The sequence below is a fragment of the Massilia sp. GER05 genome (genome assembly GCF_052056005.1).
GTDB classification, from domain to species: domain Bacteria; phylum Pseudomonadota; class Gammaproteobacteria; order Burkholderiales; family Burkholderiaceae_D; genus Telluria; species Telluria orientalis.
On sequence record NZ_CP178858.1, the window covers coordinates 6,900,128 to 6,925,669 of the forward strand.

Below are 25,542 nucleotides of genomic sequence, written 5' to 3' on the forward strand. Positions count from 1 at the left end.
GATCAACTGAGTCAAGGTTGCGCGTGACGGTGTGCCGCGGAATAGCTGCCGGTGACGTAGTGCTCGAGCTGGCGCTCGATGTCGGTCAGGAGGCTGGAGGCACCGATGCGGAACAGATGCGGTTGCAGCCATTCGTTGCCCAGCTCTTCCTTCATCACGGTCAGGTATTGCAATGCGGCCTTGGCGGAGGACACACCCCCGGCCGGCTTGTAGCCGACCTTGTAGCCGGTGCGTTCATAGTACTCGCGGATCGCTCGTACCATCACCAGCGACACGGGAATGGTCGCGTTCACACCTTCCTTGCCGGTCGATGTCTTGATGAAATCGGCGCCTGCCATCATGCAGACCCACGATGCTTTTGCTACGTTTTCCAGAGTGACGAGATCGCCCGTCGCGAGGATCGCCTTCACGTGCGCGTCGCCGCACGCCTGGCGGTACGCGACCATCTCGTCGTACAGCGCCTGCCAGTTGCCCGTCAGGACGTGCTGGCGCGTGATCACGATGTCGATCTCGGTGGCGCCCGCGGCCACGGACAGCTCGATCTCGCGGATTTTCGTTTCGAGGCTCGACAGGCCGGCCGGGAACGCGGTCGACACGGCCGCGATCGGGAGGCGGCCCTGCAGCACCTGCGCGGCCGGCTGGATCATCTCGTGGTAGACGCACACGGCGCCCGTCGTCAGGGAGTCAAGGCCCAGTGCCTGCATCAGGTCCGCGCGCAGCGGACGCATCGCCTTGCGGCACAGGCGCTCGACGCGGCCCGGGGTGTCGTCGCCGGACAAGGTCGTCAGGTCGATGCACTCGATGGCGCGGATCAGCCACGCGGCCTGGTATTCCTTCTTGACCGTGCGGCGATTCGCGAGGCTGGCGGCGCGGCGGTCGGCGGCGTTGCGGTTGACCTTCAGGTGGTTGATCCAGCCCAGGTCGAGGTCGATTGCCGTGTTACGTTGAAATTCCAGGTTGGGGCTCATAGCAAAGCGGTTCCGTTGGCAAGGGGTTTGACGCCGAGGTGGTGCGCCAGGGTGGCGCCGATGTCGGCGAACGTGTCGGACACGGGCAGCTCGCGCGCCGGCGCGGCCGGGCCGAAGAACAGCATCGGGATGTGTTCGCGCGTGTGGTCGGAACCGGGCCACGTCGGATCGCAGCCGTGGTCCGCCGTGATGACGACGAGGTCGCCCTCTTTCAGCTTCGCGATGAAGTCCGGCAGGCGGGCATCCAGTTCGTGCAGCGCGTTGGCGTAGCCGGCGACATCGCGGCGGTGGCCGAAGTGCATGTCGAAGTCGACGAAGTTCACGAACGTGAGCGACTTGCCCGGCGCGGTGTCCGCCACGTCCAGCAGGCGGTCGAACAGCGCCATGTTGTCGGCGCCCTTGATGAGTTGCGTGACGCCCTGGCCGGCGAAGATATCGCTGATCTTGCCGAGCGCGATGACCTCCCCGCCGGCATCCTTCACGTGGTCCAGCAAGGTCGGCGCGACGGGCGGCACGGCGTAGTCGTGGCGGTTGCTCGTGCGCTTGTAGTTGCCGTTGCTGCCGGTGAAAGGACGCGCGATCACGCGGCCGATGTTGTACGGCTTGACCAGTTCATACGCGGCTTCGCACACCTGGTACAGGCGCTCGAGGCCGAAGTGCTCTTCGTGCGCGGCGATCTGCATCACGGAGTCGGCCGACGTGTAGATGATCGGTTTGCCGGTGGCGACGTGTTCGTCGCCCAGTTCCGTGATGATGGTCGTGCCGGACGCGTGGCAGTTGCCCAGCCAGCCCGGCACGTTCGTGATCCCGGCCAGCTTGTCCGTCAACGCTTGCGGGAACGTGGGCACGGTCTTCGGGAAGTAGCCCCAGTCGAACAGCACGGGCACGCCGGCGATTTCCCAGTGGCCGCTCTGCGTGTCCTTGCCGGTCGAGCGTTCGCGCGCGACGCCCCAGGCGCCGGTGAAACCATCGCGTTTCTGGAAGCCCGCGGGCCACTCGCCGCTCGCCTTGTGCGCGGCGGCGCCGAGGCCGATGGTTTCCAGCGTGGGCAGCGACATCGGCTTGCCCGCATCCGCGGCCCACTTCGCGATATGGCCGAGGGTGTTGGCGCCCGCGTCGCCGTATTTGTCGGCGTCGGGCAAGGCGCCCAGGCCGAAAGAGTCCAGCAGGAGGATGAATGCGCGTGACATAAGTTATCCCTGTTCCCGTCGCCCCTGCGAAGGCAGGGGCCCAATTTTGTACGCGTTATCGAAACGCACGCAGAACTTGGGTCCCCGCCTTCGCGGGGACGACGCATCAATTAAGCGGTTTTACCCAGTCGTTCAATAAACCCGTGGATCAGCGTAACCATATCCTTGGCCGCAATCGCAGCATACTTCAGGGTCTGCTCGTGCGACAGCGGGAACGGGGTCAGGCCTTCGGCCAGGTTCGTGATGGCGGACATGCCCGCGACCTTCAGGCCGCAATGACGGGCCGAGATCACTTCCGGCACGACCGACATGCCGACGACGTCCGCACCCAGCGCCTTGAACGCGCGGATCTCGGCGGCCGTCTCGAAGTTCGGGCCCGGGCAGGCGAGGTACACGCCTTCGTTCACGGTAATGTTCTTCTCGGCCGCCGTGGCCTTGATCAGGTCGCGCATGTCGGCATCGTACGCATTGGCCATGCTGAAGAAGCGCGGGCCGAAGCGGTCGTCGTTCGGGCCGGCCATCGGGCTGCCCGGCAGCAGGTTGATGTGGTCCGTCAGCACGACGACGCTGCCCGCATCCACTTCCGGACGCAGCGAGCCGGCGGCGTTCGTCACGAACAGCAGCTCGCAGCCGATCAGTTTGAAGGTGCGCACGGCCGACGTCATCACGGCCGGGCCGTAACCTTCATAGAAGTGGCCGCGGCCCTTCATGCACACGACCGGCACACCGGCGAGCATACCCAGGACCAGTTCCCCCGCGTGGCCGTGCACGGTGCTGATCGGGAAGCCCGGCAGGTCGGCGTAGCTGATCGATACCGCATCCTCCATCTGCTCGGCCAGCACGCCGAGGCCGGAACCGAGGATCAGGGCCACGCGCGGCGTGAAGCCCGGCTTGCGGGCGCGGATGACGTCGGCGGCTTCGAAAGGAGTGTTGCTGAAGGAGTGAGTAGTCATTGTCGCGGTCCGGTCGAGAATCGGGCAGAGGGATGCACCAAATATGCCAACTATGCATGAACCCCGATTGTGTTGGCAAATACCATTTTTCTGGCAGATTTATATCTTGCGGGAATAAATTCGCGCTAGACTCCGATCATGCATATGCCCGCGTTGACCTTGGGCAAACATATGTTTAAGATGAAAAACAAAAGTTTAATCCAACCGTCATCGTGACAGAACCGTCGAAGAAACAACATCTCTACGAGGCCATCCGCGCGAATCCTTTCATTTCGCAGCAGGAGCTCGCCAACCAGCTCGGACTGTCGCGCTCCGCGGTCGCCGGCTATATCGCGGGTTTGATCCGCGAGCGCAAGCTGCTCGGGCGCGCCTACGTGCTGCCGGACCGCCGTCCCGTCGTGTGCGTGGGCGCGGCGAACCTCGACCGCAAGCTGCGCTCGACGGCGCCGATCGCCCTGCGCACGTCGAACCCGGCCAGCCAGAGCGAATCGTTCGGCGGCGTGGCGCGCAACATCGCCGAGAATCTCGCCCGGCTGGGCACGACGGTCGCGCTGCTGACCGCGATCGGCGCGGATTCCTCCGGCGCCGCCCTGCTCGACCACGCGGACAGCATCGGCATCGACGTGCGCGGCGCGCTGCGCCTGGACGGCTGCTGCAGCGGCACGTACACGGCCGTGCTGGACCGCGATGGCGAGATGGTCGTCGCGCTGGCCGACATGGCGCTGTATGACCGCATGGAGCCGGCGTTCGTCGACGCGCGCCAGGCGCAGCTCGCGGGCGCCGCGCTCGTCGTCGCGGACCTGAACCTGCCGCGCGACACCGTCGCCGCCCTCGCCCACCAGGCGCGCCGCAACGCGACGCCGCTCGTCCTTGTCGCGGTATCCGAACCGAAGATGGCGCGCCTGCCCGACGACCTGTCCGGCGTGCGCCTGCTGATCCTCAACGCCGGCGAACTGGCGGCGCGGGTCGGGCGTCCCCTGGTCGACGACGCCGCACTCGCGGCGGCCATCCGCGCAGTGCAGGCCCAGGGTGCGCAAGACCTGATCGTCACGCGCGGCGCGCGCGGCGTCCTCGTCACCGCGGGCGACGGCATCGTCGACCTGGCCGCGCCGCCGGTCGACGTCGTCGACGTGACGGGCGCCGGCGATGCGTTCGCCGCCGCCATTTGCTGGTCGCTCGTGCAGGACAGGGGTGACAACGGCGCCGACGACCTCGTACTGGCGTGCCGCCGCGGCCTGCATTTGTCGGCCCTCACCCTGGGCGTGCCCGAGACCGTCCATCCCGGCCTGGGGCCGGACAGCCTCGCCACCGAATTCCTTCCGCTTTCACAGGACTGAACATGCAAGCCTTCCTCCAGTTTTCCCCCGAAGTGCAAGCCGCGCGCGCGGCGGGCAAACCCGTCGTCGCGCTCGAGTCGACGATCATCTCGCACGGCATGCCGTACCCGCAGAACGTGCAGACGGCACGCGAGGTCGAGCAGGTGATCCGCGACGCCGGCGCGGTACCGGCCACCATCGCCCTCATCGACGGCCGCATCTGCGTGGGCCTGGCCGACGACCAGCTCGAACAACTGGGCAACGCGCAGGATGCGCTGAAAGTGAGCCGGCGCGACCTCGCGTACGTGCTGGCCGAGAAGAAGTTGGGCGCGACGACGGTCGCCGCGACGATGATCTGCGCGGCGCTGGCCGGCATCGAAGTCTTCGTCACGGGCGGCATCGGCGGCGTGCACCGCGGCGCGGAGACGAGCTTCGACATCTCCGCCGACCTGCAGGAACTGGCGCGCACGAACGTCGCCGTCGTGTGCGCGGGGGTGAAGTCGATCCTCGACATCGGCCTCACGCTGGAATACCTGGAGACGCACGGCGTGCCGGTGGTGAGCGTCGGCCAGCCCGGCTTCCCCGCGTTCTTCACGCGCGAATCGGGCTTCCATGCCGACTTCCAGCTCGACACGCCGGAACAGCAGGCCCGCTTCATCCGCACCAAGTGGCAGCTGGGCCTGACGGGCGGCGTCGTCGTCAGCAATCCGGTCCCAACGGAATCGGCGATGAAGAACGACGAGATCGACGGGATCATCGCGCAGGCCCTTCGGGAGGCCGACACGCAAGGCGTGAAAGGCAAGGCCGTGACGCCGTTCCTGCTGGCCCGCATCAAGGACCTGACGGGCGGCAGGAGTCTCGCCACGAACATCGCGCTCGTGAAGCACAATGCCCTCGTCGGCGCCCGCCTCGCGGTGGCGCTGCACGCGGCCGCCCACGTTTGAGACCATCATGTCGATCGACCTGAAGCAACTGAAATACTTCCTGGCGGTGGCCGAAGAAAAAAGCTTCAGCCGCGCCGCCGAGCGCCTGCACATCTCGCAGCCGCCGCTGTCGCAGCAGATCATGAAGCTGGAGAGCGAACTGGGGGTGCGCCTGTTCGCGCGCACGACGCGCAGCTTCGAGCTGACCGTCGCCGGCAAGGCGCTGATGCACGAAGCGGCCGACCTGCTGGGCCGCATGCGCATGACCATCGACACGATCCGCCAGATCGACCGCGGCGAAGTGGGCCGCCTGCGCGTGGGCATCGTCGGCTCGGCGATGTGGGGCCCGATCCCCAGCCTGCTGGAACAGTTCCAGAGCCAGTTCCCGCGCGTGACGTGGACGATCCACGAACTCGGTCCGAACGACCAGTGGGACGCGCTGCGCGGCAAGCAGATCGACGTGGGTTTCTGGCGCGAGCCGAAGATCGACGAGGACATGCTGAGGAACGCCGGCCTGCGCCAGGAACTGGCTTTCCGCGAAGACGTATGCGTCGCGATCAACGCCCAGCATCCGCTTGCGCAGCAGGAGGCGATCGAGCTGAGAGCCATCGCCGACGAGCCGATGCTGACCCTGCACCTGGACCAGTCGGCCGAGCCGCGTTACCTGATCCAGTGCTGCGTCAACGCGGGCTTCCAGCCGACGATCTTCCAGGAAGCCGCGGAGCCGCAGACCCTGCTCGCGATGGTCGGCGCGGGACTCGGCGTGGCGCTGATGCCGGCGACGACGAGCCGCATCGGCTGGCCGGGCGTGCGCTTCCTGCCGGTGCGTACCAATCCGCCGTCGGCCAATCTATACATCACGTATCCGACGCAGGACGATGCGCCGGTGGTGCGGGCATTCCTCAAGATCCTGCATCCGGCCGGAGAATAACCCGTTGGGTGGGCGGCCCTCCGCCCGCGCGCAACGCCGGCGATATGCGAACGTCGCGCGTGGGCACGGGGTGCCCACCCAACGCACGATTCAATGGGTAGCTCCGCCGGCCTCCGCCGTATCGGTCTCCGTCACCACCGCCACCTCCACCGCAATGCGAAGCGCGTCGACGATGTCGCGCAATGCCATCGACGGCGGCCGCTCGGGGCGATCGGCCGCCTGCTCGGGCAGGAACGGCACGTGGATGAAGCCCGCCTTCACGGGTTGCCCGACCGCGTGGTGCATCAGGCCGTAGAACACGTGGTTGCACACGAACGTGCCGGCCGTCTGCGACACGCCGGAAGGAAAGCCGCGCAGGCGCAGCGCCTTCACGATGGCCTTGACGGGCAAGGTGGTGAAATACGCTGCCGGGCCGTCGGCCGCGATGGGCGTGTCGACGGGCTGGTTGCCCGCGTTGTCGCGGATCGACGCATCGTCGACGTTGATGGCCACGCGCTCCAGCGAAATCTCGGAACGCCCGCCGGCCTGGCCGACGGCGATCACGATGTCGGGCTTGACGCCCGCGATGGATTCGCGCAGGACGTCGAGGGCGGTGCCGAACACGCACGGCAACTGGCGCGCGACGACCGCGAAACCCGGCCCGGACCAGCCGTCCAGCGCGCGCACGGCTTCCCACGACGGGTTGATGGCGGCGCCGTTGAACGGTTCGAATCCGGTCAGCAGGACGGTCCTGGTGGGTACTTGGGTGGTGGGTGCAGTCATGGTCGGCTCATCGATACATCAGGAAGTACAACAGGACGATATTCGCGCCCAGCAGCGGCAACGCGGTCGGCAGCTGGGCCTTGATCACGGCATTCTTGTCGGGCAGTTCGAGCAGTGCCGCCGGCACGATGTTGAAATTCGCCGCCATCGGCGTCATCAGGGTGCCGCAATACGCGCTGAACATGCCGATCGCGGCCATCACGGCCGGGTTCGCATGATACGCCCCGACCAGCACGGGAATCCCGATGCCGCCCGCGATGACGGGGAACGCGGCAAAGCCGTTGCCCATCACGACGGTAAATAATGCCATGCCCACGCAGAACGCGGCGCAGGCGAGCAGGCGCGAATCGAGCGGGATATAGCTCGTCGCGACGTGGGCCACGGCCTTGCCCACGCCCGCCTCGGAAAACAGCAGCCCGAGCACCGCCAGCATGTGCGGCAGCACGACGGCCCAGCTCATCGCATCGATCAGGCGCCGTGCCTCGCGCACGCCCTGCAGCGGTGTCGCGCGCGTGAGCCAGCACGCGAGCGCCAGCGCGGCGATGCTGCCGCAGCCCATGCTCACCAGGGTCAGGTTCTTCGGGTCCAGCAGGTAGCGCATGCCGACGTGGACGTCCTTCAGCACGACGGAACCGAGCATCGTCACGACGGGAATCGCCAGCGCCGGCACGAGCAGGCGGTTGCCCAGGCGCGCCGCGGTGGATTGTCGTTCCGCTTCCGGCAGGACGTCCGCCTTCCCCGGTCGCACGAAACCGAACCCGGCGACGAGCGCCATCGAGATCATCAGCACGCCCGCCACGCTGGGGGCCAGGCGTTCGCCCAGCAGGTAGACGAGCGCGTACAGGCCCCAGAACAGTGCCGTCGTGAAGCGGCGCGGATTCGTCTTGTCGCGCAGCGTCATGAGCGCGCATGCCGCGAACAGGAGGCCGACGAGCAGGTAGAAAAAATCGAGCGCAACGAACATTACGCAACCTCGCTTGCGGTCTCGCGGCGGATGCGGGCGTCGAGCCGGCGCAGGTTCCACGCGTGGATCACGAACGCCGTCACCGCCGTCGGGATGCCCCACAAGGCCATGTGGATGGGATCGACCTCCAGGCCCTCGGCTTTCAGGATCGTCTGCATCAGCACGATGGCGCCGAACGCGACGAACACGTCCTCGCCGAAGAACAGGCCGACGTTGTCCGTGGCCGCGCTCATCGCCCGGATGCGCTGGCGCAGCGGTTCGGGCAGGTGCCCGTGGCGCGCCTCGGCCGCCGCCTCGGCCATCGGCGCGACGAGCGGACGCACCATGTTCGGATGGCCGCCCAGGCTCGTGAGGCCGAACGCGGCCGCCACCTCGCGCGCCAGCAGGTACACGGTCAGCAGACGGCCCGTCGTGGCCGAGCGGATGCGCGCGATGCTGGCCTGCGCGTGCTCCTTCAGGCCGAAGCGTTCCAGCAGGCCGATCGCGGCCAGCGGCAGCAACAGGATCAGCGGCAGGTTGCGCGTCTTGATGAACGCCGTGCCGAGCGACTCCAGCAGGTGCAGCAGCGGCAGGTGCGCGGCCCAGCCGGTCACGCCGCAGGCCACGATCACGACGAGCACCGGATTGGCCCGCAACACGAATCCGGCGGCCACGGCCGCGATGCCGAGCAGCGGCCACAGGTTGACGGCAGATTGCATGATCCTCCAGCGGTTGTGGTTGCGTGCGGAATCTTAACCTAGAGCCAGCCCTGCGCCGTTCGTGTCTTGTGCATCCGGTGATGCCGTCGCTTCGCCACGACGCGCCGCCGACCTGCACACAAGCGGGCGGCACGCTTTGCGCGCACGCATGGCTTACCAGGCGATGCGCGCTAAGCTCGATGCCGTATCCATCGGGGGTTCGGCCATGACTGTCTTCGAACGCGCGCTACGCTGGGTTGTGTCTGGTTTCCTGCTGCTGGGCTTGTCCAGTTGCGGCGGCGACGTGGGCATCGGCATCGGGATCGGCTGGTTCCACGAGCCCGACCATCCATGGCCCGACCATCCCGACTGGCCCAGCTGGCCCGACCGGCCGCAGGGCGCCACGGGCCTGTTCCCGATCGCGGGCGACGTCTGCGGGCAATGCGCCGGCTCGCAGGATGGCACGGGCGGCGCTGCGCGCTTCAACGGTCCGCAGGGCATCGCGGCGGACGCGGCGGGCAATCTGTACGTGGCGGAAAGCGCCAGCGCCACCGTGCGCAAGATATCTCCCGACGGTGTGGTGACGACGCTGGCGGGCACGCGCGGCGCCGTCGGCTATGCGGACGGCGCCGGCGCGGCGGCCCGCTTCAACGACCCGAGCCGGCTCGTCGCGGACAGCAACGGCAATGTGTACGTGACGGACAGCGGCAATGCCGTCATCCGCCGCGTGGCGCCGGACGGCACGACGACGACCATCGCCGGCGACGGCACCTGCGGCAGCGCGGACGGCAAAGGCACGGCGGCGCGCTTCTGCAAGCCGCGTGGCATCGCGCTGGACCGCCTGGGCAATCTGTGGGTGGCCGATACCGGCAACCACATGCTGCGCCGCATCGACGCGGGCGGCAACGTCACGACGGTCGCCGGCACCCCGGGCGTGTGCGGCAGCCGCGACGGCAACGGCGGGCAGGCGCAATTCTGCGAACCGCAGGACGTGGGCGTGGACAACTGGAACAATGTCTACGTCGTCGACACGGGCAATTCGACGATCCGCATGGTGAACGACAAGGGCATCGTGTCGACGCTGGCCGGCCAGCCGGGCCGCTGCGATGCGGTGGACGGCAGCCCGGGCGTCTCGCGCCTGTGCGCGCCGGGCGGCATCGCCGTCGACGGCAACGATCTATACATCGCCGACACGGGCAACTCGACGATCCGCCGCATCAACCTCGACAACGTGACGAGCACCGTGGCCGGCGTGCCGGGCCACGCGGGCATCACCCTCGGCGCCCTGCCCGGCAGCCTGGACCGGCCGATCGGCGTGGCGCTGGCGCCCGACCGCTCGATCGCGCTCACGACGCACAACCTCGTCGTGAAGCTGTTGCCGGCGAAGTAGTTACGCTGGACGGACGGGGTTGCTGGCCTGCTCGCCAACGACCGTGATCCACGGCCGCACGTGCCACTGCGTGACGAGTCCATTCACGACATACGGATCGGCATGGGCGAAGCGCTCGGCGGCGTCCGACGATTCGCCGCTGAACAGCAGCACGGCCTTGTCGGCCGGATCGGCCAGCGCACCGGCGATGACGATCTCGCCGCGATGCTGGGCTTCCCATGCCAGCTTCAGGTGTTCGTTGCGGAATTCGCCACGGCGTTCAAGGTAGTCCGGGGCCAGGTCGTAGATCAGCAGAAAGTGCACAGTATGTCTCCGTAAAAACGCGTTGGTGCCGGACATGGTAATCGCTTCGGCGCGGCGGCGTCGTGTCAAGGCGGTTTGCACAACGTCGACCGCGGCAGCGCATGACAGCATTGGGAGATGAAACGACATCACATCACACTGGGTGCGCCCACCACGGCCGACGGCACCGTGACCTCCGCGAGCGCGCGGGTCTCGATTAACGGCGGCCGCGTTGCGCTGGAGGGCGATACGATCGCTTGCCGGACCTGCGGCAGCACGGGCGTCATCCGCTGCGTCGGGCCGCGCATTCCGGAGCGCTACAACGGCAAGCAGGTCGCGCTGGAGAACGATCTGTGCATCTGCAACTGCCCGAGGCCGCCCAGGCTGGTTGCGAACCAGACGATCAAGGCGCAGTTCATCGACGATGGCGCGATGCCATGACCGACCGTGCCCCACGGTACCGTGCGTAGCCGATACCCGGCCTTATGCCACACTTTGCTTCTCCCGCCGGCTCGCCTGTCCTGGTGCCGGCACCATCTTTTCCGGAGGAAGCATGCCAAAATCGACGATTGCCGGCCATCCGCTGCACCCGATGCTGATCGTGGCGCCGGCCGCCCTGATTCCGTTCGGTTTCATCCTCGACGCCATGCACCGCGCGACGGACAACGACGACTATGCGAACGCCGCCTTCTACAGCCTGACCGGCGGCCTCATCGGCGGTCTCGCGGCCGGGGTCGCCGGGGCCATGGATTACCTGGAGATCGAGAACGAGACCGAGGTCAAGCAGACGGCCAACGTCCACGCGATGCTGAACGGCGGCGCGCTTGCGGTGACGGCGGCCAACTTGGCGCTGCGGCGCAACGGCTACAAGCACACGGGCGGGTCGCTGGCACTGTCGGCGATCGCCGCCATCGGCGTGGTCGTGTCCGGCTGGTTCGGCGGCCGCATGGTCTACGAACATGGGATGCGCGTCAAAGGCGTCAGTCCCGTGGCGCATGCGCCCGAGGCGAAGATGCTGCCGGGCGACGAGCGCGTCGTGCAGGCGCTGCACGACGTAGAACGTTACGCGCCCTCGTCCGGCCCCATGCTGCACTAGAGCTGGGCAGCTCGACGGCGGACAGGCTTGTTGGCGGCGCCCGGCGTCGCCAGCTCGTCCGCCGCCGTCATCACCGTGCCTGCCGGATGGGCGTTGGCGAGCGGACGGGTGAAGACGACGCCGGTACCCGACACGCTGGCGCCCGCGTCATGGGCGCGCGTCAACGGCGCCTGGAGCGTCAGCTTGCCTGATCTCCACCCCGTCTCCACTGCGGCGACGACACCCTGCTCTTCCTCCGCCCCGCTGCCGATGACAACGGCCTGGCCGGCCGCAAACTGGCGCGCATCGTCGACCCGGACGACCGTGGAGCCCTTGTCTGCGGGCGCCGCTGCGCGGGTGAGCCCGGGCGAACCGACCGTCGCGACCGTCAGGGTTTCGGCATGGTCGCCCGCATCGATGACGACGGCCTGGCCGGGTGCAACATGCGCGACCGTGTCCACCTTGACGCTCGTCGATCCCGCCGTCGTCGCGCCTGTCCGGACCGAGACGGGCGTTACAAAATCCACGCAGTCGTTGTCGCTGTCCTGGCCGTCGGGATAGCGTCCCGTGCTGCCCTGGGTCGCATCCACTTTCGCGAGGACGCCGCTGAACGGGATGCCCGGGAGGGAGCGCTCCCCCGTTTGCGCGGCGCGGATACCCGGCGCTTCCGCGTGACAGGTGGCGGCCTTGCCGGCGGCGCCGCGGAATCCACCGGATGCCCACGGGTCGACGAGATCCCCGTAGTTCAGGCTGTCGACGACGTACCCCGCCGCATCGCGCAGCACCATGCTGCCCGCCTCCCGGGACAACACCGGGCCGCCGAACCACTGGTTCGGTGTGCCCTGGAATCCCGCGCTGGTCACGGTGTCCACGCGCACGACGGCATCCGTGTCATGCGCACGCGCCAGGGCGCGGTCGAGCACGATCCCGCTGCCCGCCGGGCGCACCGGCTCGTTGCTCGAGTGCGCATGGCGGGTGGCGGGAGTAAAACGGATGCCCGTGCCGCGCACGCTGAACGGCAGGTTGGCGGCATGGTCGTGCTTCAATGGCGCCGCCAGGTCGAGGTCCGTGCCCGGTTCCACGAACGGCTCGTTGGCCACGTGATCCTTTGCGAGTGCAGGGGAAATGGTCAGCGTGAGGTCGCCGCCCGGCGTGCCCTCGACGCGCACGATATCGACGGTCTGGAGCTTGCCGGGCGCACCGATCACGGCCTTGCCGGGCGTGTAATCGACGGGCTTCGGTGTGGGGAAGCCGATCGCGCCATGCACGACGATCGTCGTGGCGCCGGCAGCGGCGTCGCGGGCCAGGCTCGTGCGCCGCGCGGCCGTGCCCACGTGCTTGACGGTGACGACGTCGATGCCATGATCGGCGCTGTCGATGTCGAGCCGGATCTTGTCGCCGGCGGCGATGCCATCGGTCGACGTCACCTGGATATTGGTGGCCCCTGCCGCCGCGTCGAGACCGAGCCACGCCTGGCTGCCCGCCGTGCCGACGCCCGTGATGGTGACCTTTTCGTAATGCTCGGTCGCGCGCCCGTCGACGGGATACGACATGCCGTAACCAAGGGCAAGCGTATCGCCTACGGCAAAACCTTCGGTGCTGGTCACGGGGACGCTCGTCGAACCGGCGGGAATGGTGATGATGGGACCGTCGGGCAGCGGCTGCCACAGCGGCGTCGCCTGGCCGGCCGCCGTGCCGACGCGGACGACCTTGCGGGTTTCGTCGCCGACCACGATAGTGTCGCCCGGCTTGATGCCATCGACGTTCCGCACGTGGATGGTCGCATCGCCCGGCTGGGCGGGCAGCACGAGGCCCGAATTGGACAAGCCCAGTACATAGAAGCCGTGCGGCGCCAGCCGGGTCCCGGCAGGCATTTTCACCTTGGAAAACAGGGGCTCGCGCGTCGCGTGTTGCGCGAACGTCCAGTTCGAGATATCGACTTCTTTCTCGCCGGCGTTGTACAACTCGATGAAAGCATTGGTCGCGTTGGTGCGCGCGCCGTCGCTCAGGCGGAATTCGTTGATTTTTACCGGCGCCACATTGCGCACCTTCGCCACGGCCGATTCGGTGCGGCCTGCCCACGTGGCCACGCCTTTCAGGTCGCCATTGAACGGCGCGGCACCGGATGTCACCTTGAAAACGGCATGCGCGCTTTGGCCGGGCGCGACCGCGTCGGCGATGGTTTTCGCGGCCGCGTCGACATGCCAGCCCTTCGGCACCGCCAGCGACAAGGCGACGCCCTGGACGGGTTGGCCCGTCGTATTCGTGAACGTGACCGCCAGGTCTTTGGACGCCAGCGGCGCGAACGTGTGCAGGCTGCCCGGGACGTCGGACGCCGCTGCGGCCCCGACACTGACGGCTGCGACCTCGTAACGGGCGGCCGCCACGTTCTGCGCGACCAACTGGTCCGTCTCGTTGGACGGATACGTCCGCGGCGCCGTCATCGCGCCTTCGTAGAACGTGCCTTGCGACGCGGTACTGTTGTCGCCGCCATTGCCGAGAAGGACGGCGCCCTGCTTGCGCATGGGGTCGTAGGACGCATCGATCCGGCGGCCTTCGTACATGACGGCCAGTTGTCCCCGCTGGGCATCGCCGCCCAGCGTCGCCCAATGTCCGGGCTTGCCTTTCGTGACGGCCGTGATGAAGCGCGAACCGAGGGTGGGCAGGTTGGCGCACAGCTTCGATTTGTCGTCGTTGACGCAACCGACGAGATTGTTTTCATGGTCGGCCATCACCCAGGGCCCGGTCCCGCTGCCGCGATACCACCCTTTCGCGTTGCCGAAATAGATCGCTTCCATGGTGCCGTTGTCGTCGTCGATGCTGTCGATCTCGCCGTTGCCATAGTCGAAGCAGCAGGCACCGTTGTAGTGATAGCCATTGATGACGGCATATTGCCCACCCGCCTGATCGTCGACGGGCACGCCGTGCGTATCGTTCAGGCGCAGGCCCATGCCCGGCGCGATGTACACGCCATAGACCTTGTGCCCCATGATGGTGACCGGCGCCAGGTCCGCGAGCGGCAGATTGTCCATGCCGCCCAGCGCGGGCCCGGTCCACGTGCCGCGCGGCGCCTGCACCAGGTGATTGCGCTTGCCCGACTGGTCGTACAGGATCGTGATCCAGCAATAGGTGTCGGCGCAAAACGCGTCCTGCGCCGCCGCGTTCGCATAGCCGGCGCCTCGCACGACGCCGATGTCGCGCGTTTTGCCGTCCGACTGGCGCATGACCTGGTACAGCGGGCCGTCGTACGCGGCATAGAGCGCGCGCGTGGTGCTGTGCGCGGCCACGCAGGGCGCGCCCGCCTTCGCATAGATGTCGCAGGGGCCTTCCGGCCGGGGAGCCTGGGTGGATGCCCAGGCCGGCAGTCCACTCAACAGCAGCGCCAGGCTGAAGAACAGTTTTAGAATTTTCATGTTATCGATCTCTCCAAGAACCTCCCATCGTAGAGTCGATCACATGACCTGGACCAATTACTTTTTTTGCTTGATCGATATCCGATTTGCAATGTCCCGCTGGTCCGCGGCGCGGGCAACGATCGCGTCGGCATGCGCCTGCGCACGCGCCTTCTGGTCCGGCGTGAGGCCGGTACCGATCTCGTCCAGGAACGGACCGTTGAACGGGATGGCCTGCGGCTCGGGCACGCCGTCCAGCTTGACCATGATGTCGCGCAGCGCCATGCCGTAGGCCAGCGCGCTCTGGCGGTCCGCGGCGATGGCCGGGTGGCCGAACCAGAAACCGGTAAAGAGTTGGTACAGGCTGGCCCAATAGCCCTGCTCCGCCTGCTCGTTCAGCATCCCGTTGATCCTCTCCTTCCACTCCTTCACGAGTGGATCGCCGGGGCGCGTCGTGAGGGCGGTCGGGTCGCCGAACGGGCCTTCTTCGACCAGTTCCGCCAGCGCGCCGTCCACGCCCGCGCGCGCGGCGCGTTCGAGATGGTCGATGCGCGCCATCTTCATTCTTTCGTTGACGGTCGCGCAGGCATGCGCGGGATCGGCGATGGCATCCGGTTCGGTGCCGTCACGCTCGGGCAAGTGACCGGTGCGCCCGAACACGACGCAGGCGTGCAACAGCCACCACGCGCGGTACGCATCGCGCGGATCGCCGCTGGCGACCAGCCGCTCGATGCGCTGCGCCAGCGGTTCGGCGGGCACCGGCAGCGGGGCCGGCGGCGCACCGAGGTCGGACAACCAGGCCGGCCCGGCCGTCGCGCCGGTCGTCGACGCTGGCGGCACGGGCAAAGCAGCCGGCGTGACGACCGGCGGCGCCGACCGCCACGCCGGCACCACCAGCACCGCCAACAGGCCCAGCCCGGCACATGCCGGCACGACCGCTTTCCACCTCATCCCGCCTCCACATCCTGTCTTCATGGACAGCCTAACAAACCCTGTGAGGCGGCGACAACGCCCGCGCTGTAACAGGATGTTGCGGCAAAGCTACTCTTCGTGAGTTCGCACCATAATGAAGGTGTATTTGATGGGCACCGCACAGACTTCATCCGTAGCCACAGGTAGACTGTATACATGAGCACACATAAAAAATTGGCGGCAGGTATGGCTGGCTTTGCCAGCATGTTGTGGCTGGGCCTCACGGCCGCGGTCGCGGCGAACCAGCGCCGTCTCGTGTTCAATCCCACCGTCGAACGCGAAGTGGCGCATCCACGCAGCAGCGGCCACCGCACCCGCCCCGTCGTGCTGCGCGCCAAGGACGGCACGCGGCTGTCCGGCTGGCTGATGACGCCGAAGATGCCCGGCTTGCGTCCCGCCGTCATTTATTTCGGCGGCCGGTCCGAGGAAGTGTCCTGGGTCGTGCGCGATGCCGGCAAGCTGTTCCCCGGGATGGCTGTGCTGGCCGTGAACTACCGCGGCTACGGCGATTCCCACGGCGACCCGGCCGAAGCGCACATGATCGACGACGCCTGCATGCTGTTCGACTGGATGGCCGCGCACCACCACGTGGATCCGAAACGCATCGCCGTCGTCGGCCGCAGCCTCGGGTCCGGCGTGGCCGTGCAGGTCGCGAAGGAGCGGCCCGTGCACTCCGTCGTGCTGATCACGCCTTACGATTCGATCCTCGCCCTCGCGAAGCGCAAGTTCCGCGTGATGCCGATCGAGTACATGCTGCGCCACCGCTTCGAGTCGATCAAGTACGCACCCACGCTGAAGGCGCCCACGTTCGTGCTGCGCGCCGCCAGCGACGACATCGTGCCGCACTCGCACACCGACCAGCTCGTCGCCAAGCTGGCCCAGCTGATCGGGGACGAGACCGTGCCCGACTCGGACCACCTGAATATCCCGTACCTGGAAGACACGCAGACGCGCATCGCGCGCTTCCTCACGTCGCAGTTCGCCAGGCCGATCGAGATTCCCTCCCCCGCGCCGACACCGGCCGCGCCCATTCCGGCGCCGGCACCGGAGATCGTCATCCCGGCTACGACCACCGCGGCCGTCGCCGCCATCGCCGTTCCGCCCGCACTCCCGCTCGCCGACTGAAACGGCGCTATTTATATGTCAACAAAATAAATAGCAAAGTAAAATCGTATTTGCCACGAATAAACTGGCTGATGCATAGTTCCGAGAATCCCCCTCCCTGCACAGCCGTTGCGCCGGTAAAATATGGGATTCAGGAGCCTAAATCAATGAAATTCAAGCAACTTTGTACGATGATCGCGGCGCTGTGCATCAGCGCCAGCGCCAGTGCCGACATGGCGGGCGCGAAGCTGGCGATCGTCTACGATGCCGGCGGCAAGTTCGACAAATCCTTCAACCAGTCCGCCGCCGAAGGCGTCGCGCGGTTCACGAAGGAAACCGGCGTCAAGGTGTTTGAAGCCCAGGCCAACTACGACACCCAGGCCGAGCAGGTCCTGCGCGCGCTCGCCCGCAAGAAGCTGCAACTGATCGTCTCGATCGGCTTCTCGCAGACGCAGCCCGTGCAAAAGATCGCGGCCGAATACCCGAACGTGCACTTCGTGATCATCGACGGCAATGCCCAGGGCAAGAACGTCAACTCCGTGCTGTTCAAGGAAGAAGAAGGCTCGTACCTCGTCGGCGTCGCCGCGGCGATGGCGTCGAAGACGAAGACGATCAGCTTCGTCGGCGGCATGGACATCCCGCTGATCCGCGCGTTCGCCTGCGGCTACGTGCAGGGCGCGCGGGCCATCAATCCGAAGGTGCAGGTCCTGCAGAACATGGTCGGCACGACGGCCGCGGCCTGGAACGACCCGGCCAAGGGCGGCGAGCTGGCACGCGCGCAATTCGACCGCGGCTCCGACGTCGTCTTCGCCGTCGCGGGCGGCTCCGGCATGGGCGCGCTGCAGATGGCCAAGGAAAAGGGCAAGCTGGCGATCGGCGTGGACTCCAACCAGAACTACCTGTACCCGGGCACGATGCTGACGTCGATGGTCAAGCGCGTCGACAACGCCGCGTACGAAGCGTTCATGAAGGCGAGGAACGGCCAGTTCACGTCGGGCATCACGTACGAAGGCCTGAAGGAAGGCGGCGTCGACTGGGTGCTCGACAAGGACAACCGCATGGTCGTCACCCCCGAGATGGAAAAGCGCGTGACGGCGGCCCGGGCCGACATCATCGCCGGCAAGATCAAGGTGGTCGACTATCGCGCGGCCAATTCGTGCCCAGTGCAGTAACACGGCATCGAACACAGTTTGACAGTGAAGCGCGCCGCGCCGGTTTCCATGCCGGCGCGGCGCGCTTTTAAATGAATGGACAGACCGCTATGCAGCCAGCCGTAGAATTTCGCAACATTAGCAAAGCCTTCGGGGCGGTGCAGGCGAATGCCGACGTCAGCTTCGCCATCGCCAAGGGCTCGATCCATGGCGTGATCGGCGAAAACGGCGCCGGCAAGTCGACCCTGATGAGCATCCTGTACGGCTACTACAACGCCGACAGCGGCCAGGTCCTGATCGACGGCCGCCCGCAGGACATCCGTACCAGCCATGAGGCTATCGCGCTCGGCATCGGCATGGTGCACCAGCACTTCATGCTCGTCGAGAACATGACCGTCCTCGACAACGTCATGCTGGGCAACGAGGGCGGCTTCAAGCTGGCCGCGAAGCGCGGCGCCGTGGAAGCGAAGCTGCGCGAGATCTGCGACCGCTACCGCCTCGACGTCGACCCGCTCGCGACGATCCACGATTTATCCGTCGGCGCGCAGCAGCGCGTCGAGATCCTCAAGCAGATCTACCGCAGCGCCAACATCCTGATCCTCGACGAGCCCACGGCCGTGCTGACCGCGCAGGAGACGGCGTCGCTGTTCGAGATCCTGCGGCTGTTCAAGGAACAGGGCAAGACCATCATCCTGATCACCCATAAACTGCAAGAGATCATGGAGATCACGGACGAGGTGACGGTGATGCGCGCGGGCCGCGTCGTCGGTGCGGTCAAGACCGCGGAGACGTCGCGTGAAGAACTGGCCAACATGATGGTCGGCCGCCCGATCCAGAGCGAGCTGCCGCGCGCGCCGTACAACCCGGGCGCGGAAGTGCTGAAGGTCTCGAACCTGCGGCTGCAGGATGCGAACGGCGTCGCCCTCCTCGCCGACATCGACTTCACCCTGCGCGCGGGCGAAGTGGTCGCCATCGCGGGCGTGTCGGGCAATGGCCAGAGCGAGCTGCTCGAGATCCTGTCCGGCATGCGCCTGCCCACGTCGGGCAAGGTCGAATTCCTCGGCCAGGACCTGCCGTACACGGGCCGCACGAACGCGGACGGCCTGCCGGCGGAGTTCCGGGAACGGGGCATCGGCCACGTGCCGGAAGACCGCCTGCGCGACGGCGTGATCAAGGATTTCTCCGTGATGCAGAACACGGTGTTCGGCTACCAGGACAACGTAAAAAACCGCTGGGGCCTGTTCGACTACAAGAAGATCGCGCAGCGCTGCGCGCACCTGATGACGGCGTTCGACGTGCGTCCGAACAATCCGGACCTGCGTATCGGCCTGCTCTCGGGCGGCAACCAGCAGAAGGTCGTCATCGCGCGCGAAGTGGCCGCGAAGCCGAAGCTGATGCTGGTCGGCCAGCCGACGCGCGGCGTGGACATCGGCACCATCGAAAGCATCCACACGCAGCTGCTGCGCCTGCGCGACGAAGGCGTGGCGATCCTGCTGTCGTCGGTGGAACTGGAAGAGGTGCGCGCGCTCGCGGACCGCATCATCGTGATGTCCGGCGGCCGCATCACCGGCATCCTCCCCATCGACGAATTCGATACCACCCGCATCGGCCTCATGATGGGCGGCATGCACAAGCACTAAGGCCGGAAACTGAGCATGAAAAAGACTGAATTGCCACGCTGGGCCACCGGTTTCGTCCTGCCCATCCTGAACCTGATGTCGGCGCTGCTCGTCGCGGCGCTCGTGATCCACCTGCTGGGCGAGAGCCCGTCGGAGTCGCTCCGCATCCTCGTCGACAGCGCCATCCTCGATCCGGAAGGCCTCGCGTACACGCTGTTCTACGCGAGCACCTTCATCTTCGCGGGCCTCGCCGTGTCGATCGCGATGCAGGCTGGCCTCTTCAACATCGGCGCGGAAGGCCAGATGTACGTGGGCGGCCTGGGCTTGACGTGGGTCGTGCTGGCGCTCGACGCGCACCTGCCGGGCATCCTATTGACCCCGCTCGCGATGATCGGTGCGGCCGTCTTCGGCGCGCTGTGGGCGTTCATTCCGGGCTATCTGCAGGCGAAACGGGGCAGCCACGTCGTCGTCACGACGATCATGTTCAACTTCATCGCGGCGAGCCTGATGAACTTCGTGATCGTCAAATACCTGATCCCGGAAGGGCAGCAGAACCCGGCCTCGCGCGTGTTCGCCGACAGCGCCGCCCTGCCCCTGCTGAGCAAGCTCCTGCCGGTGCTGGGCGACACGCCGCTGAACATCAGTTTTATCCTTGCCATCCTCGCCCTGGTGATCTACGGCGTCGTCGTATGGCGTTCGTCGTGGGGCTACCAGCTGCGCGCGACGGGCCTGAATGCGCACGCCGCGCACTACGCGGGCGTGAAAATCAGCCGCACGATCATCGTGACGATGCTCGTGTCGGGCGCGCTGGCCGGCCTCGGCGCCGTCAACTCCGTGATGGGCTCGACGCACTACCTGTCACTGAACTTCCCCGCCGGCGCGGGCTTCGTGGGCATCGCGATCGCGCTGATGGGCCGCCAGCATCCGGTCGGCATCTTCCTGTCGTCCGTGCTGTTCGGCGCGCTGATCCAGGGCGGCTTCGACCTGTCGCTGGAAAAACCGAACATCCCGCAGGAGACGTTCATCTTCATCCAGGGTCTGATCATCCTGTTCTGCGGCGCGATGGAAAACTTCTACGCCCCGGCCATCCTGAAACTGCTCAACGTCACCCGTACCAACAAGGGGATTTGAATGGAAGACTTCCAACTCGCCAGCATCATCGTCTCCACGGTGCGCAACGCGCCGGTGCTGATGTTCGCCGCGCTGGCCGGCCTGTTCGCCGAGCGCTCGGGCGTCGTCGACATCGGCCTCGAAGGCAAGATTCTCGCGTCGGCATTCGCATCGGCCGCTGTTGCGTACACGACGCAGAACCCGTGGTACGGCATCCTCGCCGGCATGGGCGTGTCGGTCGCCCTCGCGATGGTGCAGGCGTTCGTGTCGATCACGCAGAAAGGCAACCAGCTCGTGGCCGGCATCGCCATCAACATCGCCATGAGCGGCCTGACGTTCGTGCTCGCGCAATTCTTCTTCCAGCAGGGCGGCCGCACGCCGGACCTGCGCAATGCGCGGCTGCTCGACGTCGTCCTGCCCGGCACCGCGGCCGTCGAGCATATCCCCGTCATCGGCTGGCTGTACGGCCACCTGATCGGCGGCCAGTCGGTGCTGGTCTACGTCGCGTTCCTGCTGCTGCCCGTCGTGCACTGGGTCGTGTACCACAGCCGCTTCGGCCTGCGCCTGCGCGCGTGCGGCGAGAACCCGCATGCGGCCGACGCGGCCGGCGTCTCGGTCGAGCGCACGCGCTATCTCGCCATGTTCGTGGCCGGTGTCCTGTGCTCGTTCTCGGGTGCTTACCTGACGCTGGTCCAGAGCGGCTTCTTCCTGCGCGACATGTCGGCCGGCGCCGGCTACCTGGCGCTGACGGCGCTCGTCTTCGGCAACTGGCGCCCGCTGCACACGGTGCTGGGCTGTTTGATGTTCGGCCTGTTCGGCGCGATCCAGATCCAGCTCGAAGGCGTCGACCTGCCCGTCGTCGGCCGCCTGCCGGGGTCGCTGATCCAGGCGATTCCGTACATCGTCACCGTCGTCGTTCTCGCCGGCCTGATGGCCAAGTCGGTCGCGCCGAAAGCCATCGGCAAGCCGTTCGTCAAGTCGCGTTGAGATTGTCGCGATGCCGTAGGGTGGGCTCCCCGAGCCCACGCGAACGCATCACTCATTGGCGCGCCGCGACGAGCGCGCCAACGTCCACGCCAGCCCCACCCCGGCCGACGCGCCGGCATCCTTCCTGAAGAGCGGACTGTCCCGGTTCGCATTCCCCGCATAGCTGTCCAGCCGCACGAACGCGAACGCGCGCACGTCCGGGTTGACCTTGACCGTACCGAACACGCCCGTCCGCACCAGCATCAAGCCGCTGTCCGCCCGGTAGGCCGGCCGGTCCGCCGTCGCATACTGCGGCGCGACGTCGTAGAAATAACCATGGATGCGGCGGTCGCCGAACACGGCGCCGACCTGCGCTTCCATCGTCCAGCGGCCCGCGTCGCCGCGACGTTCCCACACGAAGCGCGGCTCCGTCGTCCACCCCTGGCGGCGCAGGCCGCCGCGCGCTTCGATGACGGCGCGTACCGGGAGTTCGAAGCGCAGGCGCCCCGCCTCGCCCAGGTCGGCGAATTTATACTTCACGCGCGGGCCGAATTCGACGAGCGTGCCGAGGTCGGGCATGCCGCGGCGCGCCTCGACGTCGTCCGAACGGGACGGCAGCGCGCCCGCGAAGCCGATGTCGAATTCGACCTTGTCCGTGTCCAGCAGGCGCGCGCCGACGCCCTGCTGGTCGGCGCGCAGCACCTTGCCGCGATACAGCAGGAACGGCAGCACGAGGCCGCGGTTGCTGCGGTCGGACGCGCCCGGATACGCGGGCGTGTTGAACACGGCGGCGCCGATGCCGGCTTCCCACAGCGGGAGGTTGGGTTCGGCGGCCACGGCGGGCACGAGTGCCACCAGTGTGGACGCGGGGATGATGAAACGAAGAATCGTGGGCATGGTAAGGGTCCGTATGAATCCGCGATTCTAACCCACGAAAAAAAACCGCCGCGGCCTTGTGGGCGCGCGGCGGCTTGCGGAAGGCTGGCGCCGGGATTACGGCCAGATCGCCTTCAGCAGCGAGGCCAGGTTGTAGCCGCCCTTGATCATCTGTGTCTTTGCGAGCGCGGAGCTGGGCACCGGATAGTCATTCGGCACTTCCAGCGTCCACGTGTAATAGGTCTCGCCCTTCTTGCTCACCTGCGGCACGATCTTGCCCGCGGTGACGCCCGCGAACGCGATCTTCGAGACCGCCAGCGTATCGTCCGCCCACTGGTACGGCCAGGTGACGGGATCGCCGCTGTTCTGCGCCACGTTCGGCTTGCCGTCGATGGCGGCCTGCGCGAACCGCTCCGGCGTCTTCGCGCGGACGCGGCGGAACGCGTAGTCGACCGTCGTGCTGTCCCAGTACGAGTGGAACGGCTTCGTCAGCGCCTGCGGCACGCCCGGCTTGACGGGCTTCGGTTCGCCGGGCGGGATCAGGTTGGCGGACATCTGCTCGATCTTCGCGTCGTCCATCAGGAAGTTGTTGCCGCCGCGCGAATCGAAGACGACGGTCTCGTCGATCTCGGCCTTCGTCTTCGGCACGATGAATTTTCCGTCCTTGTCGACGAAGGCGGCGCCCACGTGCAGCGGCTGGACGATGTCGCCCGCCAGGTGGGTCACGAGGATCAGCGCCTGGCGCTTCGTGAACTTGTGCGGATTGGTCGCGGGCGTGTCCTTGCCCTGCAGGACGGCGATGGCTTCCTTCAAGGTCTGCACGATGTCGTCGTCGGCCGTGCCGGCGGCGCCGTCGTGGTAGTGGTCGAGCTGGAACGGGACGTCTGTGTAGTGGTATTCGCCGTGCTTCGGATTCGCGTTCACGTACTCGATCATTTCCGGCGTCTGCGGACCGCACCAGTTGCCCTTCACGCAGTCGGGCCACGTCGACACGGCTTCCAGCGATTCGCCCGGCAGCAGCAGTGCCTGCACCTGCGCCTCGGCATGCGTGCCCTTGATCAGCTTGTCGGCGATGGCGCCCACGGCGCGGTGGCCGTCCGTGCCCCATGCGGCCGCATCCATCGACACGAAGGCGCCGGCCAGCGCCACGACACATGCGATTTTCTTCATGAGATTCTCGTTAAATACTGTGAATACGGTTTATATCGTTAGCGGACCTTGCGGATGCGCTGAGGTGCGGCAAAACTCATGCCGCCGGCTTCCGGATGCTTCTGCAAGTACGCGATCAGCGCATCGAGGTCGCGCAGGCCCGTCTCGACGCGGCGCGTGCCCTTGGCGAACATCGGGATGTTGTCGCCGCCCTCCGCCAGGAAGTTGTTGGCCACCACGCGATACACCTTGTTATCGTCGAGCGCCTTGCCATCCACCTTCACGTTCGCCGTGCGGCGGCCGACGGGTTGCGTGCCGTCCCAGTCGTACGTCAGGCTGCTGGACACGGCGAGGATCGAAGGATCGGACGATGCCGGCCGGTCCCACTGCTGTTCGAGCACGCGGCGCAGCTGCGCGCCGGTGAGGTCCATCACGACGAGCGTGTTCCCGAACGGGAGCACGGCCTGCGCCTGGCCGAAGCTCACCACGCCGCCCTCGCCCACTTCGAGGTCCTTGCGGATGCCGCCCGGGTTCATGAAACCGATCTGCGCGCCCTGGTCGCGCGTGGCGGCGACGGCCGCGTCGGCAATCACGCCGCCCAGCGCCGATTCGCCGGCCGGATTCTCCTTGCGCGACAACGCGCCCTGCACGCGTGCCACCGGCTTCGCCAGCTCCGCGCGGCTCTTCGCACGCACGTCGGCGAGGTACGCCGACAGGCTCGCGTCAGGCTGGAATGCGTCCGGCGCCATCACGACGTTGCGCACCTGGATGTCCTGGACGGCCTTCGTGGCCGGATCGAGCGTCAGCCTGATGCGCGACAGCAGATGGCCGTACGCGTCCGCCTGCGTGACGACCTTGCCGTCCACCTTGCACAGATAGCCCGTGTGCGAATGGCCGCTGATGACGAGGCGGATCGCGGGGTCGAGTTTCTTCGTGATGGCGACGATCGGGCCGTGCAGGGTGTCGCAATCGGCCTTGTCGTACGGCTGGTCGGCGAAGCCGCCTTCGTGGATCAGCACGACGAACACCTGCGCGCCCTGCGCACGCATCGCGGGCAGCACGGCGTTGATCGATGCCGCTTCATCCTCGATGGCCAGGCCTTTGATGGACGAGGCGATCGTCACGGAGGCGAGATCGTGCAGCACGGCGCCGATCAGGCCCACCTTGACGCCCTTGACGTCGACGATGCGCCAGCCCGGCACGAGGGTCTTGCCCGTCTGCGCGTCGACGACGTTGGCGGCGAGGTAAGTAAAACCGGCGCCCTTGAAATCGGGCGAGAAGCGGCATGCTTTCGCGGGACGCGGCGAATCGCAGCCGCCGTGCTGCTGGCGCAGCAGCTCCTTCGGTCCCTGGTCGAATTCGTGGTTGCCGAGCGAGCTGGCGACGAGGCCCATGCGGTTCAGCGCCTCGATGCTCGGTTCGTCCGCGAACATCGACGACGCGGCGGGGCTCGCGCCGACGAGGTCTCCGGCCGCGACGAACAACAGGTCCGGGTCGTCCTTGCGGAACGTGTCCAGCGCGCCTTTCAGCACGTCGATGCCGCCCGCCTGGATCGTGCGCGGCTGCGTGGAGCCCGGCGGCGTGTACGTGTACTTGCTGGGCTCGAGATTGCCGTGGAAGTCGTTCAGCGCGACGAGATTGATCTCGAGCGGACGGACCGGCGCGGAGGCGCAGCCGGACAGCAGCAACGCGGCGCCCAGGGCCAGCACGAACGGACGGGATACGATCATATGAAGTCTTTGTGATGCGAACGGCAGCCATCGATTATGGCA

23 protein-coding genes are annotated in these 25,542 nt (G+C 67.0%); 11 read left to right on the plus strand and 12 right to left on the minus strand.

Annotated features, from left to right (window positions below; translation table 11 throughout):
* Window positions 1-11: 11 nt before the first annotated feature.
* The 3 genes from deoC to xapA all read right to left on the minus strand — a co-directional run bounded on the left by deoC (window position 12) and on the right by xapA (window position 3,111).
* On the minus strand, window positions 12-968 hold the full coding sequence (gene deoC, locus ACL58G_RS30370) for a deoxyribose-phosphate aldolase (protein WP_413386973.1): 957 nt from the start codon (window positions 966-968) through the stop codon (window positions 12-14).
* Window positions 965-2,158, minus strand: coding sequence for a phosphopentomutase (locus tag ACL58G_RS30375; protein WP_440964179.1), 1,194 nt, complete (start codon window positions 2,156-2,158; stop codon window positions 965-967). Before ACL58G_RS30375 ends, deoC begins: the two co-directional genes overlap by 4 nt.
* A gap of 110 nt (window positions 2,159-2,268) precedes the next feature.
* Window positions 2,269-3,111 (minus strand): xanthosine phosphorylase, encoded by an 843-nt coding sequence (gene xapA / locus ACL58G_RS30380; RefSeq protein WP_440964181.1) that lies wholly within the window; start codon window positions 3,109-3,111, stop codon window positions 2,269-2,271.
* Between the two features lie 212 nt (window positions 3,112-3,323).
* On the opposite strand from xapA, the gene ACL58G_RS30385 reads away from it, so the two are divergent.
* Genes ACL58G_RS30385 through ACL58G_RS30395 form a run of 3 tightly spaced genes read left to right on the plus strand, consistent with a single transcriptional unit; the run spans window position 3,324 to window position 6,281 of the window.
* Window positions 3,324-4,448: a carbohydrate kinase gene (locus ACL58G_RS30385; protein WP_440964183.1), complete on the plus strand. Its 1,125-nt coding sequence runs from the start codon at window positions 3,324-3,326 to the stop codon at window positions 4,446-4,448.
* 2 nt (window positions 4,449-4,450) lie between these two features.
* Window positions 4,451-5,371, plus strand: a complete 921-nt coding sequence (locus ACL58G_RS30390; protein ID WP_440964185.1) for a pseudouridine-5'-phosphate glycosidase — start codon at window positions 4,451-4,453, stop codon at window positions 5,369-5,371.
* 7 nt (window positions 5,372-5,378) lie between these two features.
* Window positions 5,379-6,281, plus strand: a complete 903-nt coding sequence (locus ACL58G_RS30395; protein ID WP_440964187.1) for a LysR family transcriptional regulator — start codon at window positions 5,379-5,381, stop codon at window positions 6,279-6,281.
* A gap of 90 nt (window positions 6,282-6,371) precedes the next feature.
* On the opposite strand, the gene pcp is transcribed toward ACL58G_RS30395, so the two are convergent.
* Genes pcp through ACL58G_RS30410 form a run of 3 tightly spaced genes read right to left on the minus strand, consistent with a single transcriptional unit; the run spans window position 6,372 to window position 8,705 of the window.
* Entirely contained in the window at window positions 6,372-7,043 is a 672-nt protein-coding gene (gene pcp, locus ACL58G_RS30400; RefSeq protein ID WP_440964189.1) for a pyroglutamyl-peptidase I, read from the minus strand.
* Between the two features lie 7 nt (window positions 7,044-7,050).
* Window positions 7,051-8,007 (minus strand): DUF979 domain-containing protein, encoded by a 957-nt coding sequence (locus tag ACL58G_RS30405; protein WP_440964191.1) that lies wholly within the window; start codon window positions 8,005-8,007, stop codon window positions 7,051-7,053.
* The gene (locus tag ACL58G_RS30410; RefSeq protein WP_440964193.1) at window positions 8,007-8,705 is read right to left on the minus strand and encodes a DUF969 domain-containing protein; all 699 of its coding nucleotides are present in this window, start codon (window positions 8,703-8,705) and stop codon (window positions 8,007-8,009) included. The genes ACL58G_RS30405 and ACL58G_RS30410 overlap by 1 nt, the downstream gene beginning before the upstream one ends.
* A 205-nt stretch (window positions 8,706-8,910) precedes the next feature.
* Between ACL58G_RS30410 and ACL58G_RS30415 the strand changes: the two genes are divergently transcribed.
* On the plus strand, window positions 8,911-10,074 hold the full coding sequence (locus ACL58G_RS30415; protein ID WP_440964195.1) for a hypothetical protein: 1,164 nt from the start codon (window positions 8,911-8,913) through the stop codon (window positions 10,072-10,074).
* On the opposite strand, the gene ACL58G_RS30420 is transcribed toward ACL58G_RS30415, so the two are convergent.
* Window positions 10,075-10,377 (minus strand): YciI-like protein, encoded by a 303-nt coding sequence (locus ACL58G_RS30420; RefSeq protein WP_440964197.1) that lies wholly within the window; start codon window positions 10,375-10,377, stop codon window positions 10,075-10,077.
* 117 nt (window positions 10,378-10,494) lie between these two features.
* On the opposite strand from ACL58G_RS30420, the gene ACL58G_RS30425 reads away from it, so the two are divergent.
* Both ACL58G_RS30425 and ACL58G_RS30430 read left to right on the plus strand, forming a co-directional pair.
* A complete protein-coding gene (locus ACL58G_RS30425) occupies window positions 10,495-10,797 on the plus strand; it encodes a PAAR domain-containing protein (protein WP_440964199.1) in 303 nt (100 codons plus the stop codon).
* A 112-nt stretch (window positions 10,798-10,909) separates the two neighbouring features.
* Window positions 10,910-11,452, plus strand: coding sequence for a DUF2231 domain-containing protein (locus ACL58G_RS30430; protein ID WP_440964201.1), 543 nt, complete (start codon window positions 10,910-10,912; stop codon window positions 11,450-11,452).
* Here ACL58G_RS30430 and ACL58G_RS30435 read toward each other — a convergent pair.
* Window positions 11,449-14,844 (minus strand): arabinofuranosidase catalytic domain-containing protein, encoded by a 3,396-nt coding sequence (locus ACL58G_RS30435; RefSeq protein WP_440964203.1) that lies wholly within the window; start codon window positions 14,842-14,844, stop codon window positions 11,449-11,451. The two genes, ACL58G_RS30430 and ACL58G_RS30435, sit on opposite strands and share 4 nt — an antisense overlap.
* A gap of 57 nt (window positions 14,845-14,901) precedes the next feature.
* On the minus strand, window positions 14,902-15,774 hold the full coding sequence (locus tag ACL58G_RS30440) for a hypothetical protein (protein WP_440964205.1): 873 nt from the start codon (window positions 15,772-15,774) through the stop codon (window positions 14,902-14,904).
* A gap of 207 nt (window positions 15,775-15,981) precedes the next feature.
* Between ACL58G_RS30440 and ACL58G_RS30445 the strand changes: the two genes are divergently transcribed.
* The 5 genes from ACL58G_RS30445 to ACL58G_RS30465 all read left to right on the plus strand — a co-directional run bounded on the left by ACL58G_RS30445 (window position 15,982) and on the right by ACL58G_RS30465 (window position 21,766).
* On the plus strand, window positions 15,982-16,920 hold the full coding sequence (locus ACL58G_RS30445) for an alpha/beta hydrolase (RefSeq protein ID WP_440964207.1): 939 nt from the start codon (window positions 15,982-15,984) through the stop codon (window positions 16,918-16,920).
* 146 nt (window positions 16,921-17,066) lie between these two features.
* Window positions 17,067-18,071 (plus strand): BMP family lipoprotein, encoded by a 1,005-nt coding sequence (locus tag ACL58G_RS30450; RefSeq protein WP_440964209.1) that lies wholly within the window; start codon window positions 17,067-17,069, stop codon window positions 18,069-18,071.
* An 89-nt stretch (window positions 18,072-18,160) separates the two neighbouring features.
* Window positions 18,161-19,690 (plus strand): ABC transporter ATP-binding protein, encoded by a 1,530-nt coding sequence (locus ACL58G_RS30455; RefSeq protein WP_440964211.1) that lies wholly within the window; start codon window positions 18,161-18,163, stop codon window positions 19,688-19,690.
* Window positions 19,691-19,705: 15 nt separating this feature from the next.
* Window positions 19,706-20,800 carry an ABC transporter permease gene (locus ACL58G_RS30460; protein ID WP_440964213.1) on the plus strand — a complete coding sequence of 365 codons (1,095 nt, stop codon included), beginning with the start codon at window positions 19,706-19,708 and terminating at the stop codon, window positions 20,798-20,800.
* Complete coding sequence (locus ACL58G_RS30465) at window positions 20,801-21,766, plus strand: ABC transporter permease (protein WP_440964215.1); 966 nt, start codon at window positions 20,801-20,803, stop codon at window positions 21,764-21,766.
* 48 nt (window positions 21,767-21,814) lie between these two features.
* On the opposite strand, the gene ACL58G_RS30470 is transcribed toward ACL58G_RS30465, so the two are convergent.
* The 3 genes from ACL58G_RS30470 to ACL58G_RS30480 all read right to left on the minus strand — a co-directional run bounded on the left by ACL58G_RS30470 (window position 21,815) and on the right by ACL58G_RS30480 (window position 25,500).
* Entirely contained in the window at window positions 21,815-22,642 is an 828-nt protein-coding gene (locus ACL58G_RS30470) for a MipA/OmpV family protein (protein WP_440964217.1), read from the minus strand.
* Between the two features lie 96 nt (window positions 22,643-22,738).
* Window positions 22,739-23,791, minus strand: coding sequence for a S1/P1 nuclease (locus tag ACL58G_RS30475; protein WP_440964219.1), 1,053 nt, complete (start codon window positions 23,789-23,791; stop codon window positions 22,739-22,741).
* Between the two features lie 38 nt (window positions 23,792-23,829).
* Window positions 23,830-25,500, minus strand: a complete 1,671-nt coding sequence (locus tag ACL58G_RS30480; RefSeq protein WP_440964221.1) for a bifunctional metallophosphatase/5'-nucleotidase — start codon at window positions 25,498-25,500, stop codon at window positions 23,830-23,832.
* Between the last annotated feature and the right edge of the window lie 42 nt (window positions 25,501-25,542).

Bases quoted from the DNA above. Each gene is read 5' to 3' on its own strand.
- ACL58G_RS30410 (WP_440964193.1), bottom strand. From the start codon at position 8,705: ATGCAATCTGCCGTCAACCTGTGGCCGCTGCTCGGCATCGCGGCCGTG.
- ACL58G_RS30375 (WP_440964179.1), bottom strand. From the start codon at position 2,158: ATGTCACGCGCATTCATCCTCCTGCTGGACTCTTTCGGCCTGGGCGCC.
- ACL58G_RS30430 (WP_440964201.1), top strand. From the start codon at position 10,910: ATGCCAAAATCGACGATTGCCGGCCATCCGCTGCACCCGATGCTGATC.
- ACL58G_RS30440 (WP_440964205.1), bottom strand. From the start codon at position 15,774: ATGAGGTGGAAAGCGGTCGTGCCGGCATGTGCCGGGCTGGGCCTGTTG.
- ACL58G_RS30415 (WP_440964195.1), top strand. From the start codon at position 8,911: ATGACTGTCTTCGAACGCGCGCTACGCTGGGTTGTGTCTGGTTTCCTG.
- ACL58G_RS30455 (WP_440964211.1), top strand. From the start codon at position 18,161: ATGCAGCCAGCCGTAGAATTTCGCAACATTAGCAAAGCCTTCGGGGCG.
- ACL58G_RS30480 (WP_440964221.1), bottom strand. From the start codon at position 25,500: ATGATCGTATCCCGTCCGTTCGTGCTGGCCCTGGGCGCCGCGTTGCTG.
- ACL58G_RS30450 (WP_440964209.1), top strand. From the start codon at position 17,067: ATGAAATTCAAGCAACTTTGTACGATGATCGCGGCGCTGTGCATCAGC.
- ACL58G_RS30405 (WP_440964191.1), bottom strand. From the start codon at position 8,007: ATGTTCGTTGCGCTCGATTTTTTCTACCTGCTCGTCGGCCTCCTGTTC.
- ACL58G_RS30475 (WP_440964219.1), bottom strand. From the start codon at position 23,791: ATGAAGAAAATCGCATGTGTCGTGGCGCTGGCCGGCGCCTTCGTGTCG.
- ACL58G_RS30395 (WP_440964187.1), top strand. From the start codon at position 5,379: ATGTCGATCGACCTGAAGCAACTGAAATACTTCCTGGCGGTGGCCGAA.
- ACL58G_RS30465 (WP_440964215.1), top strand. From the start codon at position 20,801: ATGGAAGACTTCCAACTCGCCAGCATCATCGTCTCCACGGTGCGCAAC.
- deoC (WP_413386973.1), bottom strand. From the start codon at position 968: ATGAGCCCCAACCTGGAATTTCAACGTAACACGGCAATCGACCTCGAC.
- xapA (WP_440964181.1), bottom strand. From the start codon at position 3,111: ATGACTACTCACTCCTTCAGCAACACTCCTTTCGAAGCCGCCGACGTC.
- ACL58G_RS30460 (WP_440964213.1), top strand. From the start codon at position 19,706: ATGAAAAAGACTGAATTGCCACGCTGGGCCACCGGTTTCGTCCTGCCC.
- ACL58G_RS30445 (WP_440964207.1), top strand. From the start codon at position 15,982: ATGGCTGGCTTTGCCAGCATGTTGTGGCTGGGCCTCACGGCCGCGGTC.
- ACL58G_RS30390 (WP_440964185.1), top strand. From the start codon at position 4,451: ATGCAAGCCTTCCTCCAGTTTTCCCCCGAAGTGCAAGCCGCGCGCGCG.
- ACL58G_RS30470 (WP_440964217.1), bottom strand. From the start codon at position 22,642: ATGCCCACGATTCTTCGTTTCATCATCCCCGCGTCCACACTGGTGGCA.
- ACL58G_RS30435 (WP_440964203.1), bottom strand. From the start codon at position 14,844: ATGAAAATTCTAAAACTGTTCTTCAGCCTGGCGCTGCTGTTGAGTGGA.
- ACL58G_RS30425 (WP_440964199.1), top strand. From the start codon at position 10,495: ATGAAACGACATCACATCACACTGGGTGCGCCCACCACGGCCGACGGC.
- pcp (WP_440964189.1), bottom strand. From the start codon at position 7,043: ATGACTGCACCCACCACCCAAGTACCCACCAGGACCGTCCTGCTGACC.